The sequence below is a fragment of the Ancylobacter sp. genome, assembly GCF_965249975.1.
Classification (GTDB): Bacteria; Pseudomonadota; Alphaproteobacteria; order Rhizobiales; family Xanthobacteraceae; genus Ancylobacter.
The window spans coordinates 283438-297448 of the sequence record NZ_CBDFNE010000003.1 but is presented as its reverse complement, the minus strand read 5'-3'; the positions used below and the strand labels follow the sequence as shown (position 1 = coordinate 297448).

13 protein-coding genes are annotated in these 14011 nt (G+C 69.5%); 1 reads left to right on the top strand and 12 read right to left on the bottom strand.

Features of this window, described 5'->3' with window-relative positions; translation table 11 throughout:
* Positions 1–4: 4 nt before the first annotated feature.
* From kdpC to ACP2AH_RS01515, 11 genes are all read right to left on the bottom strand, one after another.
* Positions 5–595, bottom strand: coding sequence for a potassium-transporting ATPase subunit KdpC (gene kdpC / locus ACP2AH_RS01565; RefSeq protein WP_425104222.1), 591 nt, complete (start codon positions 593–595; stop codon positions 5–7).
* Between the two features lie 14 nt (positions 596–609).
* Positions 610–2652, bottom strand: a complete 2043-nt coding sequence (gene kdpB, locus ACP2AH_RS01560) for a potassium-transporting ATPase subunit KdpB (RefSeq protein WP_425104221.1) — start codon at positions 2650–2652, stop codon at positions 610–612.
* Positions 2653–2660: 8 nt separating this feature from the next.
* On the bottom strand, positions 2661–4352 hold the full coding sequence (kdpA, locus tag ACP2AH_RS01555) for a potassium-transporting ATPase subunit KdpA (protein WP_425104220.1): 1692 nt from the start codon (positions 4350–4352) through the stop codon (positions 2661–2663).
* 11 nt (positions 4353–4363) lie between these two features.
* Positions 4364–4453, bottom strand: a complete 90-nt coding sequence (kdpF, locus tag ACP2AH_RS01550; protein WP_425104219.1) for a K(+)-transporting ATPase subunit F — start codon at positions 4451–4453, stop codon at positions 4364–4366.
* Between the two features lie 231 nt (positions 4454–4684).
* Positions 4685–5758, bottom strand: a complete 1074-nt coding sequence (locus ACP2AH_RS01545) for a 2,3-butanediol dehydrogenase (RefSeq protein WP_425104218.1) — start codon at positions 5756–5758, stop codon at positions 4685–4687.
* A gap of 30 nt (positions 5759–5788) precedes the next feature.
* Positions 5789–6142 carry a carboxymuconolactone decarboxylase family protein gene (locus ACP2AH_RS01540; protein WP_425104217.1) on the bottom strand — a complete coding sequence of 118 codons (354 nt, stop codon included), beginning with the start codon at positions 6140–6142 and terminating at the stop codon, positions 5789–5791.
* Between the two features lie 9 nt (positions 6143–6151).
* On the bottom strand, positions 6152–6937 hold the full coding sequence (locus ACP2AH_RS01535; RefSeq protein WP_425104216.1) for a glucose 1-dehydrogenase: 786 nt from the start codon (positions 6935–6937) through the stop codon (positions 6152–6154).
* A gap of 59 nt (positions 6938–6996) precedes the next feature.
* On the bottom strand, positions 6997–8106 hold the full coding sequence (locus ACP2AH_RS01530) for an acetoin dehydrogenase dihydrolipoyllysine-residue acetyltransferase subunit (protein WP_425104215.1): 1110 nt from the start codon (positions 8104–8106) through the stop codon (positions 6997–6999).
* A 12-nt stretch (positions 8107–8118) separates the two neighbouring features.
* Complete coding sequence (locus tag ACP2AH_RS01525; RefSeq protein WP_425104214.1) at positions 8119–9141, bottom strand: alpha-ketoacid dehydrogenase subunit beta; 1023 nt, start codon at positions 9139–9141, stop codon at positions 8119–8121.
* Between the two features lie 30 nt (positions 9142–9171).
* On the bottom strand, positions 9172–10155 hold the full coding sequence (locus ACP2AH_RS01520) for a thiamine pyrophosphate-dependent dehydrogenase E1 component subunit alpha (RefSeq protein ID WP_425104213.1): 984 nt from the start codon (positions 10153–10155) through the stop codon (positions 9172–9174).
* Between the two features lie 64 nt (positions 10156–10219).
* Entirely contained in the window at positions 10220–11308 is a 1089-nt protein-coding gene (locus tag ACP2AH_RS01515) for an ATP-NAD kinase family protein (protein WP_425104212.1), read from the bottom strand.
* Positions 11309–11646: 338 nt separating this feature from the next.
* Here ACP2AH_RS01515 and ACP2AH_RS01510 point away from each other — a divergent pair, with 338 nt between their 5' ends.
* Entirely contained in the window at positions 11647–13662 is a 2016-nt protein-coding gene (locus ACP2AH_RS01510; RefSeq protein ID WP_425104211.1) for a sigma-54-dependent Fis family transcriptional regulator, read from the top strand.
* 11 nt (positions 13663–13673) lie between these two features.
* Here ACP2AH_RS01510 and ACP2AH_RS01505 read toward each other — a convergent pair whose 3' ends face one another.
* Positions 13674–13931 carry a hypothetical protein gene (locus ACP2AH_RS01505; protein WP_425104210.1) on the bottom strand — a complete coding sequence of 86 codons (258 nt, stop codon included), beginning with the start codon at positions 13929–13931 and terminating at the stop codon, positions 13674–13676.
* Positions 13932–14011 lie beyond the last annotated feature (80 nt).

Sequence of the window (14011 nt, the reverse complement as noted above, 5' to 3'; positions counted from 1 at the left end):
TCCGTTAGCGCTTCAGATCGTCGAGGGCGAGGTTCAGCGCCAGCACATTGACGCGCGGTTCGCCGAGAACGCCGAAGCTGCGGCCGAGGATAGAGCGGTTGACCAGCGCGCGCACCTCGTCTTCCGGCAGGCCGCGCGCCTTGGCGACGCGGGCGACCTGCAGCGCCGCCGCGGCCGGGGAGATGTCGGGATCGAGGCCCGAGGCCGAGGCGGTGACGAGATCGGCCGGGACCGGCCCGCCGCCGAGCGCGGCGACGCGCGCCTTCACCGCCTCGGCCAGGACGGCCGAGCTCGGCCCGAGGTTTGAGCCGGTGGAATTCGCCGCATTATAGGGGTCCTCCACGCTTTTCGCCGGATCCGCCGGATCGGCGCCTGTCGTGGCGGAGGGGCGGCCGTGGAAATAGCGCTCCCCGGTGAAGGACTGGCCGATGAGCGCCGAGCCGACCACGCGGTCGCCGACAATCACCGGCGAGCCATTGGCCGCAGCGGGGAAGGCGAGCTGGGCGATGCCGGTGACGGCGAGCGGGTAGGCGAGGCCGGTGAGCGCGGTGAACAGGGCCAGCAGCACCAGCGCCGGGCGAAGAGCTTGGGTCATGGAACGGCCTCCTCTCAGGCCAGATGCAGCAGGTCGACGACAAGGTCGATGGCCTTGATGCCGAGGAAGGGAACGATGAGCCCGCCGAGCCCATAGATGAGCAGGTTGCGGCCGAGCAGGGCGGAAGCCGAGGCGGGCGTGTAGGCGACGCCCTTCAGCGCGATCGGGATCAGCGCGACGATGACCAGCGCGTTGAAGATGACGGCGGACAGGATCGCCGATTGCGGGGTGCCGAGCCCCATCACGTCGAGCACGCCGAGGCCGGGATAGGCGGCCACGAACAGGGCCGGCAGGATGGCGAAATATTTCGCCACGTCATTGGCGACCGAGAAGGTGGTGAGCGCCCCGCGCGAGATGAGCAACTGCTTGCCCACCAGCACGATCTCGATGAGCTTGGTGGGGTCGCTGTCGAGGTCGATGAGGTTGCCCGCCTCCTTCGCCGCCGGGGTGCCGGTGTTCATGGCGACGCCGACATCGGCCTGCGCCAGCGCCGGCGCGTCATTCGAGCCGTCGCCGCACATGGCGACCAACCGGCCTTCCGCCTGCTCGCGGCGGATCAGTTCCAGCTTCTTCTCCGGCGTCGCTTCGGCGAGGAAATCGTCCACCCCCGCCTCGGCGGCAATGGCGGCGGCGGTGAGCGGGTTGTCGCCGGTGATCATCACGGTACGGATGCCCATGCGGCGCAGCTCGGCGAAGCGTTCGCGAATGGCGGGCTTCACCACGTCCTTGAGATGGATGACGCCGAGCACGCGCCGGTCCTGAGCCACCACCAGCGGCGTGCCGCCGGAGGCGCCGATGCGCTTGACGATCTGGTCCACCGCCGGGCTGAGCGGCGCGCCGGAAAGCACGGCCATGGCGTCGGACGCACCCTTGCGCAGCGCGCCGCCGCCGGGCAGGTCCACCCCTGACATGCGGGTATGGGCGCTGAACGGCACATAGGTGGCGCGCGCATCCAGCGTCGCGGCGAGGCCGAAGCGGCGCCGCGCGAGGTCGACGATGGACTTGCCCTCCGGGGTGTCGTCGGCGAGCGAGGCGAGCAGGGCGGCTTCCGCCAGTTCCTGTTCGGTGACGCCCGGCGCCGGCTCGAACGCATCCGCCATGCGGTTGCCGAAGGTGATGGTACCGGTCTTGTCCAGCAGCAGCACGTCGATATCGCCGGCCGCCTCCACCGCGCGGCCGGATTTGGCCACGACATTCGCCTTCACCAGCCGTTCCATGCCGGCAATGCCGATGGCCGAGAGCAGGCCGCCAATGGTGGTGGGGATGAGGGTGACGAACAGCGCCACGAGATAGATGACCGGCAGGGTGGTACCCGACCAGGAGGCGAAGACCGGGAGCGTGACCACGACCAGCAGGAAGACGAGGGTGAGTCCGGCCAGGAGGATGTCGAGGGCGATCTCGTTCGGCGTCTTCTGCCGCTTGGCGCCTTCCACCAGCGCGATCATGCGGTCGAGAAAGGTTTCGCCGGGCTTGGCGGTGACGCGCACCACCAGCCAGTCCGACACCAGCCGCGTGCCGCCGGTGACGGAGGAGCGGTCGCCGCCGGATTCGCGGATGACCGGCGCACTCTCGCCGGTGATGGCGCTTTCATCCACCGAGGCGGCGCCTTCCACCACCTCGCCATCGGTGGGCAGCGTGTCGCCGGCCTCGACGAGGATGAGCTCGCCCACCTCCACCCGCTCCACGTCGCGGGCGCGGAAGGCGGTGCGGTCGCGCGCATCCGCCAGCACCTTGGCCTGAGCGGAGGATTTGGTGGCGCGGAACGCATCCGCCCGCGCCTTGCCGCGCCCTTCGGCGACGGCTTCGGCGAAATTGGCGAACAGCACGGTGAACCAGAGCCAGATGGCGATCTGGATACCGATGGCGGCGTTGGGACCGCCGGTGAGCGCCTCGCGCAGCGCCAGCACCGTGGCGACAAGGCTCACCAGCGCGGTGGAGAAGATCACCGGGTTGCGGGCGAGGCTGCGCGGGTCGAGCTTGCGGAAGGCATGGAGGACGGCCGGGCCGAGAATGGCCGGGGCGAAGAGGCCGAAAGCGGGGGAAGAGTGCTTGCTCATGGCAATTCTCAGAAGGTCCGGCCGGCCAGCAGGGAGACATGCTCCGCCAGCGGACCGAGGGCGAGGACGGGGAGGAAGGTCAGCGCGCCGACGATGAGGATGGTGGCGACCAGCAGCGCGACGAACAGCGCGCCATGGGTGGGGAAGGTGCCGGCGGTGGGCGGCGCGGTCTTCTTGGCCGCCAGGCTGCCGGCGATGGCGAGGATGGGGATGATGTAGCCGAAGCGGCCGAGCATCATCGCGATGCCGAGAAACGTGTTGTGCCAGACCGTGTTGGCGGAGAAGCCGGCAAAGGCCGAGCCGTTGTTTCCCGTGGCGGAGGAGTAGGCGTAGAGCAATTCCGAGAGGCCATGCGGGCCGGCATCCTGCACCGAGCTCTGCGCCGTGCCGGCGGCGATGGCGAGGGCAGGCAGGATCAGTGCGCCGAGCGGCATCACCAGCAGGGTGAGCGCCGCCAGCTTGACCTCCCGCGCCTCGATCTTCTTGCCGAGATATTCCGGCGTACGGCCGACCATCAGCCCGGCGAGGAAGACGGCGAGGATCACGAAGAGCAGCATGCCGGTGAGCCCGACGCCGACGCCGCCGAACACGACTTCGCCGAGCTGGATGTTGAGCATGGCGACCAGCCCGCCGAGCGGCGTGAAGCTGTCATGCATGGCGTTGACCGAGCCGTTGGAGGCGGCGGTGGTCGCGGCGGCCCACAAGGTGGAGCCGAGAATGCCGAAGCGGACCTCCTTGCCTTCCATGTTGCCGGCGGTGGCGTCCACCAGCCCCGCCTGCAGCGGGTTGCCGGCCTGCTCGCTGGCATAGAGCGCGGCGAAGCCAGCGAGGAACAGCAGCGCCATGGCGGCGAACAGCGCGCGGCCCTGCCGGCGGTCGCCGACCATGCGGCCATAGGTGAAGCAGAACGCCGCCGGCAGAGCCAGGATGGCCAGTGTCGACAGCAGGTTGGTGATCGCCGTCGGATTCTCGAACGGGTGGGCGGAATTCACATTGAAGAAGCCGCCGCCATTGGTGCCGAGCTGCTTGATGGCGATCTGGCTCGCCACCGGGCCGAGCGAGAGCGTCTGGTGCGCGCCTTCCAGCGTGGTGGCGTCAAAGGCACCCGCCAGGGTCTGCGGCAGGCCGCAATAGGCGAAGACCAGCGCCAGCACGAGCGAGGCCGGCAGCAGGATGTAGAGCGTGGCGCGGGTGAGATCGACCCAGAAATTGCCGAGCGTCTTGCCCTGCCGTGTGGCGAAGCCGCGCGCCACGGCGGCGGCGACCGCCATGCCGGAGGCGGCGGAAACGAAATTCTGCGTGGTCAGCCCCACCATCTGGCTGAAATTGGAGAGCGTGGTCTCGCCGCCATAGGACTGCCAGTTGGTGTTGGTGACGAAGGACAGCGCCGTGTTGAAGGCGAGATGCGGCGACAGGCCGGCAAAGCCCTGCGGGTTCAGCGGCAGGCGGTCCTGGAACAGCAGGATGAGGTAGAGCAGCGCGAAGCCGGCGGCGTTGAAGGCGAGCAGCGCCAGCGCGTAGCCGGTCCAGCGCTGCGGCTTCTCCGCCGCCGGGCCGGCGGCCGTGAGCAGCGCCCGTTCCACCGGGGCGAGGAAGCGAACATCGCCGGCGAAGGTCGCCGCCATATAGGCGCCGAGCGGGACGGCGAGGGCGATCAGCAGGCCGGCGAACAGGACGAATTGCAGGAGATCGGCGTCCATGCCGTCCTCCCCTAGAACAGCTCGGGGCGCAGCAGCGCCACGAGCAGATAAGCGAAGAGGATGACGGCCGTCGCGAGGCCGAGGGTGAGTTCAAGCGTCATGGCGCGCCTCCTCACACCCGGTCGGCGGCGAGGACGGCGAGGGAGGCGAGCGCGAACAGCGCGAGGCCACCGGCCAGGAAGGACATGTCGGCGATCATGATGAGCTCCGGTTCAGACTGACCCGGAGCTACGCCTCACCCGCATAAAGCCGATAGGTGGAACAGGCCGCCACGCATAAAGCCGGCGTAAAGTCCGCCCGCGCCCCGACCTTCGCCGGGGCGCGCGCGGTTGTCAGGCGAGGTCGATGAGGATCTTCAGCTCGGTGCCGGCGGGGCTCAGCAGCTGCTCGAAGCCTTCGGCCACCACATCGTCCAGCTTGATGCGCCTTGTGACGACCTTCTCCGCCGGCAGCAGGCCGGAGCCGATGAGCGCGGCGACGCGCGGCCACATCAACGTCGAGTAGCACCAGGAGCCGCGCAGATCGATGTCCTTGAAGGTGATGGTGAACCCGTCCACCGCCGGCTTGCCGACATGCAGGCCCACCTGCACCACCACGCCCTGCCGGCGCACCGCCTCGATGCAGGTGGCGGTGGCGGCTTCCGCGCCGACGCATTCCAGCGCCACATCCACCCCGACATGGCCCTCGGTCTGGTCACGGATCGCCTCGACCACCTTGTCGGTCCTAGGGTTGAGGGTGATCACGTCGGGCAGCACGGCGCGGGCCATTTTGAGCCGGTTGTCATTGGTGTCGGACAGGAAGATCGTCGTCGCGCCCGCCGCCCGCGCCGCGAGAATCTGCAGCTGGCCGATGGGCCCGGCCCCGGTGACGAGGACGGACGTGCCGGGCCGTACCCCGCCGCGTTCGGCCGCATAGACGACGACGGCGGTGGGCTCGATCAGCGCCGCCTGTTCGTCCGTTACATGATCCGGCATGGCGAAGACGTTGTAATCATTGACAACGGAATATTCCGCCATGCCGCCCCAGGGCCACATGAGGCCGACAATGCCGAGCTTGTCGGAGAGCTGGTAGAGGCCGCGCTTGCCGTAATGATCGTCGCGCGGCGAGATCAGTGGCTGGATGGAGACGCGGTCGCCGGGCTTCACATGCGTCACCTCGGCGCCGATGGCGACGACGGTGCCGCCATATTCATGGCCCAGCGTCTGCGGCAGCTGGGCGCCGGTGTAGGGATGCGGCGCGGTGGGGATGAAGATCGGGCCGGCGGCATATTCGTGCAGGTCCGTGCCGCAGATGCCGCAGAAGCGGTTCTTGACCAGCACGTCGCGCGGGCCGAGCCGGGCGCGGTCCGGCTCCGGCACGTCCTCGATGCGCACATCGCGTTTGCCGTGGAAGCGGGCGGCTTTCATGGGAATGTCCTTGTAACAGGGGAATGGGCGTCAGCTTTTGGCGGCGAGGGCGTCGAAGGCTTCCAGCGCCCGGCTGGCATAGACGGCGGAAGGACCGCCGCCCATTTCCAGCGCGACGGCGAGCACCTCGATGAGTTCCTCGCGGCGGGCGCCGTGGCTGGCGGCATTGGCGACGTGGAACAGGATGCAGTCGGCGCAACCCTGATGCACGGCGAGGGCGACGGCGATCAGCTCCTTGGTCGCCGCGCTCAGCGCGCCGGGGCGGGAGGCCTCGCCCATCAGCGTGCGGAAGGCGCCCATCGGGCCGGGCGCTGCCTTGGCCAGCGCGCCGAAGCGCCGGTTCATGTCCTTGAGCTGGTCGTGGATGTTTTCACTGCCGGCCATGGCCGTTCCTCAGATGAAGACCATGCCGCCGTCCACCATCAGGGACTGGCCGGTCATGAAGTCGGAGTCGGACGAGGCGAGGTAGCGGGCGACACCGACGAGATCGTTCGGCTGCGAGGCGCGCCCGAGCACGGCGGTGGCGGCGAAGGTGTCGAAGGCCTCGTTCTCCTTGGTGGTGAGCTTGTTGTCGCGAAAGCCCTTGTCGATCACGTCCCACATCGGGGTCGCGACGACGCCGGGGCAGAAGCAGTTCGCGGTGATGCCCTCCTTGCCAAAGGCGCGCGCCGCCGCCTGCGTCATCGCCACCACGGCGAATTTCGAGGCGCAGTAATGGGCGAGCGGCTCATAGCCCTGCTTGGCGGCGATGGAGGCGGTGTTGATGATCTTGCCGCCGCCCCCTTGGCTCCGGAACGTCTTCACCGCCTCCTGCATGCCGAGGAGCACGCCGAGCGCGTTCACATCGGTCACGAAGCGCCAGTCCTCCTCGGTGATGTCGAGGAAGGGTCGGGTCTGGGCGACGCCGGCATTGTTGAACAGCACGTCGACGCGGCCGAAGGCGTCCGCCGCCTTGTCCAGCATGGCGCGAACCTGCGCGCGCTCGCGCACATCCACCGCCACGCCGATGGCCTTGCCGCCAGCGGCCGTGATCTCGCTCGCCAGCCGGTCGGCGGCGTCCTGCGCGAGATCGGCGACGGTGATGGCGGCGCCGTCGGCGGCGAGCGCCCGGGCGATGGCGGCGCCGATGCCGCCGGTGGCGCCGGTGATGACGATGCTCTTATCCCTGAGTTTGGGCATGATTCCTCCTTCGCCGTCCGCGACCGCGCGGCGGCGTTGTGGTGTCTGGGGGGGATGGGTCAGGCGATGTGGGCGAGGATCAGTTCATTGACCCGTGCGGCCTTCTCCATCTGCACCATGTGGCCGGCGTCTTCGATCACCTCCACCGTCGCGCCGGTGCCGAGCGCTTGCGCATGGGCGGGCGGGATCACCTTGTCGCTGGCGCCGAAGATCACCAGCGCCGGCACCTCGGCGGCGGCGAGGGCATCGGCCAGCTGATCGGCCTGCCGGCCGCCGGCGAACAGCGCGGCGGAAAGGGCGGTGAGCGCTTCCGCCACCCCGTCCAGCCGCTTGTATTTCAACAGGTCATCCACCAGCTGGCGGGTGACGGTGTCGGGATCGTGGAACAGCTGTTCCAGCACTGGCTTGAGGTCGCGCCGCGAGGTTGCCTGCACGAAGCCGTCGGTGTAGCCGGCATTGATCGCGTCCCCGAGCCCGGCCGAGCCTATCAGCGTCACCGAGGCGACGCGGTCGGGCGCGTCGAGCGCGGTGCGGCCGGCGATGGCGCCGCCCATGGAATGGCCGACGAGATGGGCGCGCGGAATGTCGAGCGCGTCCATGAAGCCGAGAAGCGCGGCGGACAGCCCCTTGAGCGAGGGATCGGCGAGCTTCTTGTCGGACTGGCCATGGCCGGGCAGGTCCAGCGCGTAGACAGTGGCGGATTCCGCCAGCGCGTCGATGTTGAACAGCCAATTGTCGAGATCGCCGCCGAAGCCGTGGATGAGGATGACGTTCTCCGCTCCCTCGCCGCGTTGGGCGTAGCGCAGGCGTCCGGCCGGCGTGTCGATGAAGTGGTATCGCGGCGCTTCTTCCTCCGCCGCCGCGGCCGCCGCCTGCGTCGCATATTCCGCGACATAGGCGTCGATCTCGGCATCCGGCACCTCGTCATCGGCGATGACGCCGATCAGCGCCTTGACGGGGTAGACCGTGTCCGGCTCGCCGATCACCCGGCGCAACGTGCCGGTTTCATGCGCCTCGACCACGCCGGCGATCTTGTCGGTTTCCACCTCGACAATCTCGTCGCCCGGCGCGACCGGCGAACCGGCGGGCTTGAGCCAGCCGGTCACCTTGCCTTCCGACATCGACAGGCCCCATTTGGGCATGACGATCGGCTTGATGCGTTCATTCATCGAGAAGGCTCCTTACGCCGCCGACTTCACGGGGCCGGTGGTCTTGTGGACCGCCGCGACGATGGCGTCGGCCGAGGGGATGTAGAGGTCTTCCAGCACGGGCGAGAACGGCACCGGCGTGTGCGGCGCGGTGACCATCTGCGGCGCCGCTTTCAGCGCACCGAAGGCGTTCTGCGCGACATAGGCGGCGACATCGGTGGCGATGGAGCAGCGCGGATTGGCTTCGTCGATGACAACCAGCCGGCCGGTGTTCTCCACGCTCTCGATCACCGTGTCCCAGTCGATGGGCGAGAGGGTGCGCAGGTCGATCACCTCCGCCGAGACGCCGGAGCGGGCGAGTGTGTCGGCAGCGGCCAGCGCGCGCGGTACGGTGAGGCCGTAGCCGACCAGGGTCACGTCCTTGCCATCGCGCACGATGTTGGCTTCACCGAAGGGGATGGCGTAGCTCTCCTCCGGCACGTCGGCCTCCGAGCCGTACAGCGCCTTGTGCTCGCAGAAGATCACCGGGTCGTCGTCGCGGATCGCCTGGATCAGCAGGCCTTTGGCGTCATAGGCGTTGGAGGGGCACACCACCTTCAGGCCCGGAATATGGGTAAAGAGCGGGGTGAGCATCTGCGAGTGCTGGGCGGCGGCGCGGAAGCCGGCGCCGACCATGGCGCGGATGACCACGGGCGTCTTCGCCTTGCCGCCGAACATGTATTTGAACTTGGCGGCCTGGTTGAAGATCTGGTCGAAGCACACGCCCATGAAGTCGAGGAACATGAGTTCCGCCACCGGGCGCATGCCGCAGGCCGCCGCGCCAATGGCGGCGCCGATATAGGCGCTCTCCGACAGCGGGGTGTCCATCAGCCGGTTGCCGTGCTTGGCATGCAGCCCCTTGGTGACGCCGAGCACGCCGCCCCAGGCGTCCATCTCGCCGGGCGCGCCGGCGCCGCCGACAATGTCCTCGCCGAGCAGGATGACGGTGGGGTCGCGGCGCATTTCGAGGTCGAGCGCCTCGTTGATCGCCTGCTTGTAGCTGATCATGCGGGCCATGGGTTTTCCTCCGGTTCTTGGTTGTTGTGCTCAGTAGGCGACATAGACATCGGTGGTGAGGTCGCGGGCGCCGGGCAGCGGCGCGCCCTTGGCGGTCTCCACCGCATCGTCGATCAGCGCCGCCACCTCGCGGTCGATCAAGGCGAGGTCGGCCTCGCTCACCACACCGGCGGCGGTGACGCGGGCGCCGAACAGCTTCAGGCAGTCGCGGTGAGCGCGGTTGTGGTCGTTCTCGCCCTTGGCCTTGTAGGTCTGGGCGTCGCCCTCGAAATGGCCGAAGAAGCGCACGGTCTTGCATTCGAGCAGCGCCGGGCCGCCACCCTCGCGGGCGCGCTTGATGATCTCGCCCGCCGCCTCGTAGACCGCGAAGAAATCGGTGCCGTCCACCGTCACGCCGGGCAGGCCGAAGCCGGCGGCGCGGTCGACATAGGAATCGACGGCGGTGGCGTATTCGACTGAGGTCGATTCCGCGTAGCCATTGTTCTCGACCACGAAGACGACCGGCAGGTTCCAGATGGCGGCGAGATTCATGCTCTCCAGCACGGTGCCCTGATTGGCCGCGCCGTCGCCGAAGAAGGTGAGGCCCACCCCGCCATCGCCGCGGAACTTGGCGGCGAGGCCAGCGCCGCAGATCAGCGGCGCGCCGGCGCCAAGAATGCCGTTCGCCCCCATCATGCCCTTGGACAGGTCGGCGATGTGCATGGAGCCGCCCTTGCCCCGGCAGCAGCCCGTCACCTTGCCGTAGATCTCGCCCATCATCTCGTGGACATCGACGCCCTTGGCGATGCAGTGGCCATGGCCGCGATGGGTGGAGGCGATGCGGTCGATATCGGTGAGGTGCATCATGATGCCGGTCGCGCAGGCTTCCTCGCCGGCATACAGGTGGACAAAGCCGGGAATGTCGCCCTTGGCGAATTCCACATGCAGCCGCTCCTCGAAATCGCGGATGGTGCGCATGGTGCGGTAGGCGGTCAGCAATTCGTCCCGGGAGAGGGGAAAGGGATTGTTGGTCATGGCGTTGTCGTTCCTCCTTGGGATGCCGGGCGTTGCCGGCGGTTATTGTCGGGGCGTGCGGGCGTCAGGCGCCCGCCAGCAGAGGGGCGTGGTGCGGGGCAGGGTGCGTGGTGGGGGCGGCGTGGCGCAGCAGCAGCTTCTCGCGGGCGGCGAAGCCCATGACGGCGGCCACATCCACGGTGCGGAAGGCGGCGTCGCGCAGGCGGATCGTCACCTCCTGATGCCCGTCGAAGAACAGCTCGCGCTCGCCGTCGAGCGCCACCGAGCCGGCGGCGATATCGGGTGAGACCACGGTCCCTGAGGGCATGCGGCGCCAGCTCTCCACGCCGACGGGCGTGACGAGGCCGGGCGCGATGGGCGCGTGCACCACCATCGGGGCGGTCGCCGCCGGGGCGAGGCTGAGGGCGAGCCCGCCCGGCTCGCGCCGGCTCACCGGCTCGATCAGCCCGGCAATGGCGGCCATGCCGATGACTTCCGGATCGGCGAAGGCGACATAGAGCTCGCGAAACGTCTCCGCCCGCCACAGAGCGCGGGCACCGACGAAGCGGTCGGTGACGAGGGCGACATCGACCAGGGCGATGTCCGGGGCGCCGCCATCGATGCGCACCTCGATCAGCTTGTTGGCGGCGAAGGCGAGGGCGGCCGGCACCTGGCCCATGGCGGCGAGGCCGGTGGCGAGGCCGGTAATGGTGGGCTCGCGATGTTCAGGAAAGGCGTTGTTGGTGCCGGTCGAGATGCCGGCGATCGGCACCTGCCCGCACTCCGCCACCACGGCCCGATGGGTGCCGTCGCCGCCCAGCACGATGATGGCGGCAATGTCGCCGGCCTCGCGCATCATCCGCGCGGCGCGGCGTGTGTCGTCCACCGTGCCGGTGACCGGCATGGCCAGATGGGTCAGCCGGGGAAAGCGGGCCTCGCCCTGCGCATTCGAGCGCTCCATGCCGCGCAGCACATGGGTGGCGATGCCGCCGCGCTCGGGCATCATCACCACCTCTTCGATACCGCAGGCGGCGAGCGCGGCCAGCGCGCGCAGCACGATGTTGGCGCGGTCCGCCACCTGTACGCTGTTGGCGCTGGCGACGACGCGGCGAATGTCCCGCGCCGAGATCGGATTGGCGATGATGCCGACCTTCGGCGGCGTCGATGACGTCATCCGGCGTCCTTCCCGTGGCGTTCGTCCCTGCGGGCCGCTCCTTTGCCGGGCGGCCTCGTTTGTACCGCCTCTCTCCGCAAGCGCCGGGCCAAGTGGCGGGATGGCTCCAAGCCATTGAAATCGTTTATGCGGGGATGGGTGGGCGCGGACACGCGGTGAGGCGCCGCCGCCGCACCTGTGGCGCCGGACGCCACAGCTGTGGCGCACGCCGCACTTCGTGACGGGCAGGGGCGGGCGGGCGCTTGCACCGGCCCGCCAAGGGGACGACACTGCCGGCAAACGGGAGGTCACATCCCGATGCCGGCACTGTCCGGCGCCAACATTCCGGGAGGACGCCGATGAGACGGGAACAGGCCGCTCATATCGACGAGCTCGTGCGTGCCGCCAGCGGGGCGACGACCCGACGCGACGCGGTGATCCAGGATTCCTGGCGGCGCTGCGTCAGCGAGCACCGCCTCGACCCCGAGGTGCTGCGCGAACCCTGCATCCTCACGCCGTCGCGGCTGCGCGAGCACCAGGACGCGATGGAGGAGTTCACCCACACCGCCCGCTTCGGCGTGGAAACGCTGTACCGGCAGGTGGCCGGGCTCGGCTATGTGCTGCTGCTCACCGACGCCAAGGGCATCACGGTCGATTTCATCGGCGATCCCACCTTCGACAATAATCTGATGCGGGCGGGGCTCTATCTCGGCGCCGACTGGAACGAGCAGCATGCCGGCACCTGCGCGGTCGGCACCTGCATCCACACCGGCGAGGCGCTGGTGGTGCACCAGACCGACCATTTCGACGCCACCCATATTCCGCTCACCTGCACGGCGGCACCGGTCTACGACCCCTCCGGCGCGCTGGCGGCGGTGCTCGACATTTCCGCCCTGCGCTCGCCGGAGCCGAAGGAGAGCCAGTTCCTCGCGCTGCAATTCGTGCGCGGGTTCGCCAACAAGATCGAGACGGCCAATCTGGTGAACCGCTTCCGCAGGGAGTGGATCATCAAGCTCGCCGCCTCGCCGGAATTCGTCGATGTCGAGCCGAGCTATGTGCTGGCGGTGGACGGTTCCGGGAGGGTGCTCGGCTTCAACAACGCGGCCCGCCAGCTGCTGCTGCGCGAGGCCGGGGCGGAGGGGGCGGGCGCCCCGCCTGGGCTGGTGGGGCGGCGGCTGGGTGACTTCTTCGAGCTCGACGTGAACGATCTGCCGCGCTTCTCCCACGCCCTGCCGGCGGGGCAGCGGCTGGTGCGGCTCGCCCGTTCCGGCACGCCGCTCTTTGCCGCGACCCTGGCCCCGCCGAGCCGGCCGGGGCGGCCGGTGGTGGAGCCGCCGGCGCCCGCTTTGCCGGCGCCGCTCGCCGGGCTGTTCCGCGACGATGCCGCCATGCGGCAGGTGGCGACGCGCGCGGCCAAGCTGGTCAACACCCAGATGAGCCTGCTCATCAGCGGCGAGACCGGTACCGGCAAGGAATATCTCGCCAAGGCGATCCACGCCGCCAGCGCCCGCGCCGCCCGTCCCTTCGTGCCTGTCAATTGCGCCGCGCTGCCGGAATCGCTGGTGGAGGGTGAACTGTTCGGCTACGAGGCCGGCGCCTTCACCGGCGCGGCGGCGCGCGGCAAGAAGGGGCTGGTGCTGGAAGCGGATGGCGGCACGCTGTTCCTCGACGAGATCGGCGACATGCCGCTGCCGCTGCAAACCCGCCTGCTGCGCGTGCTGGCGGAGCGCGAGGTGACGCCGCTCGGCCGCTCAAAGCCGGTGCCGGTGAATATCCGCGTGATCGCCGCCAGCCATCGCGACCTCGTGGCCGAGGTGAAGGCCGGGCGCTTCCGCGAGGACCTTTATTTCCGGCTGTCGGGCGCGGTGCTGGTGCTGCCGCCCCTGCGCGAACGGCGCGACCTCGACTGGCTGGTGGGGCGGCTTATCGCCGGAAGGAGCCATGCCGGCGGGGCGCGCGTCAGCCTCGCCGAGGAGGCGATGGCGGCGCTGAAGGCGCATGACTGGCCGGGCAATATCCGCGAACTCGCCAATGCTCTGGATTATGCCTGCGCGGTGGCGGAGAGCGGGATGATCGGCGTCGAGGATCTGCCGGACCGGCTCCAACCGCGGGCGCCGGCCCGGATGGGTGGCGAGGCGGCGCTCACGCGGGTCTGGGCCACGCCGCCGGGCCAGGCGCGGACCTGGCCGTCGGATCGCCCCTGCGCGGTGAATGGCACCGGCGGGCGCGAGGAACTGATCGCCACGCTGGCCGCCCATGGCTGGAACGTCTCGGCGGCGGCGCGCGATCTCGGCCTCGACCGCACCACGGTGCACCGGCGCATGCGCCGCTTCGGACTGGTGACACTGCGGCAGGGGGCGAGCCAGTTTTCCTGATCGCGGGCCGCTCAGCGCCCGCCTTCTTCCGCGCGCTTGCGGGCATAGAGGGCGCCGCCGATCCCGCCCATCAGTGCGCTGTTGGCGTAGATCACCAGGAGCGGGGTGAACGAGTCGAACAGGCCGAACCGCACCGCCGCCAGGGCCGCGAGCACGGCGAGGAGGACGATGGCCAGCGCCGCCGGCACCAGCTGGCGCACGCGGAAGGCGATGAGGGCGGAGGCGCCCAACAGGGCGAAGCCGGAGATCAGGGCGAAAGGGTCGATCATCAAGGGTTCCTGCGCGGGTGCCCTTGGGGAAGGGCGCGGTCTCCCTATAGAGGAGGCGGGACCCCACTTCCAGAACCTGC

Bases quoted from the DNA above. Each gene is read 5' to 3' on its own strand.
- ACP2AH_RS01505 (WP_425104210.1), bottom strand. From the start codon at position 13,931: ATGATCGACCCTTTCGCCCTGATCTCCGGCTTCGCCCTGTTGGGCGCC.
- ACP2AH_RS01515 (WP_425104212.1), bottom strand. From the start codon at position 11,308: ATGACGTCATCGACGCCGCCGAAGGTCGGCATCATCGCCAATCCGATC.
- kdpA (WP_425104220.1), bottom strand. From the start codon at position 4,352: ATGGACGCCGATCTCCTGCAATTCGTCCTGTTCGCCGGCCTGCTGATC.
- ACP2AH_RS01520 (WP_425104213.1), bottom strand. From the start codon at position 10,155: ATGACCAACAATCCCTTTCCCCTCTCCCGGGACGAATTGCTGACCGCC.
- ACP2AH_RS01525 (WP_425104214.1), bottom strand. From the start codon at position 9,141: ATGGCCCGCATGATCAGCTACAAGCAGGCGATCAACGAGGCGCTCGAC.
- ACP2AH_RS01510 (WP_425104211.1), top strand. From the start codon at position 11,647: ATGAGACGGGAACAGGCCGCTCATATCGACGAGCTCGTGCGTGCCGCC.
- ACP2AH_RS01545 (WP_425104218.1), bottom strand. From the start codon at position 5,758: ATGAAAGCCGCCCGCTTCCACGGCAAACGCGATGTGCGCATCGAGGAC.
- ACP2AH_RS01530 (WP_425104215.1), bottom strand. From the start codon at position 8,106: ATGAATGAACGCATCAAGCCGATCGTCATGCCCAAATGGGGCCTGTCG.
- ACP2AH_RS01540 (WP_425104217.1), bottom strand. From the start codon at position 6,142: ATGGCCGGCAGTGAAAACATCCACGACCAGCTCAAGGACATGAACCGG.
- ACP2AH_RS01535 (WP_425104216.1), bottom strand. From the start codon at position 6,937: ATGCCCAAACTCAGGGATAAGAGCATCGTCATCACCGGCGCCACCGGC.
- kdpF (WP_425104219.1), bottom strand. From the start codon at position 4,453: ATGACGCTTGAACTCACCCTCGGCCTCGCGACGGCCGTCATCCTCTTC.
- kdpB (WP_425104221.1), bottom strand. From the start codon at position 2,652: ATGAGCAAGCACTCTTCCCCCGCTTTCGGCCTCTTCGCCCCGGCCATT.
- kdpC (WP_425104222.1), bottom strand. From the start codon at position 595: ATGACCCAAGCTCTTCGCCCGGCGCTGGTGCTGCTGGCCCTGTTCACC.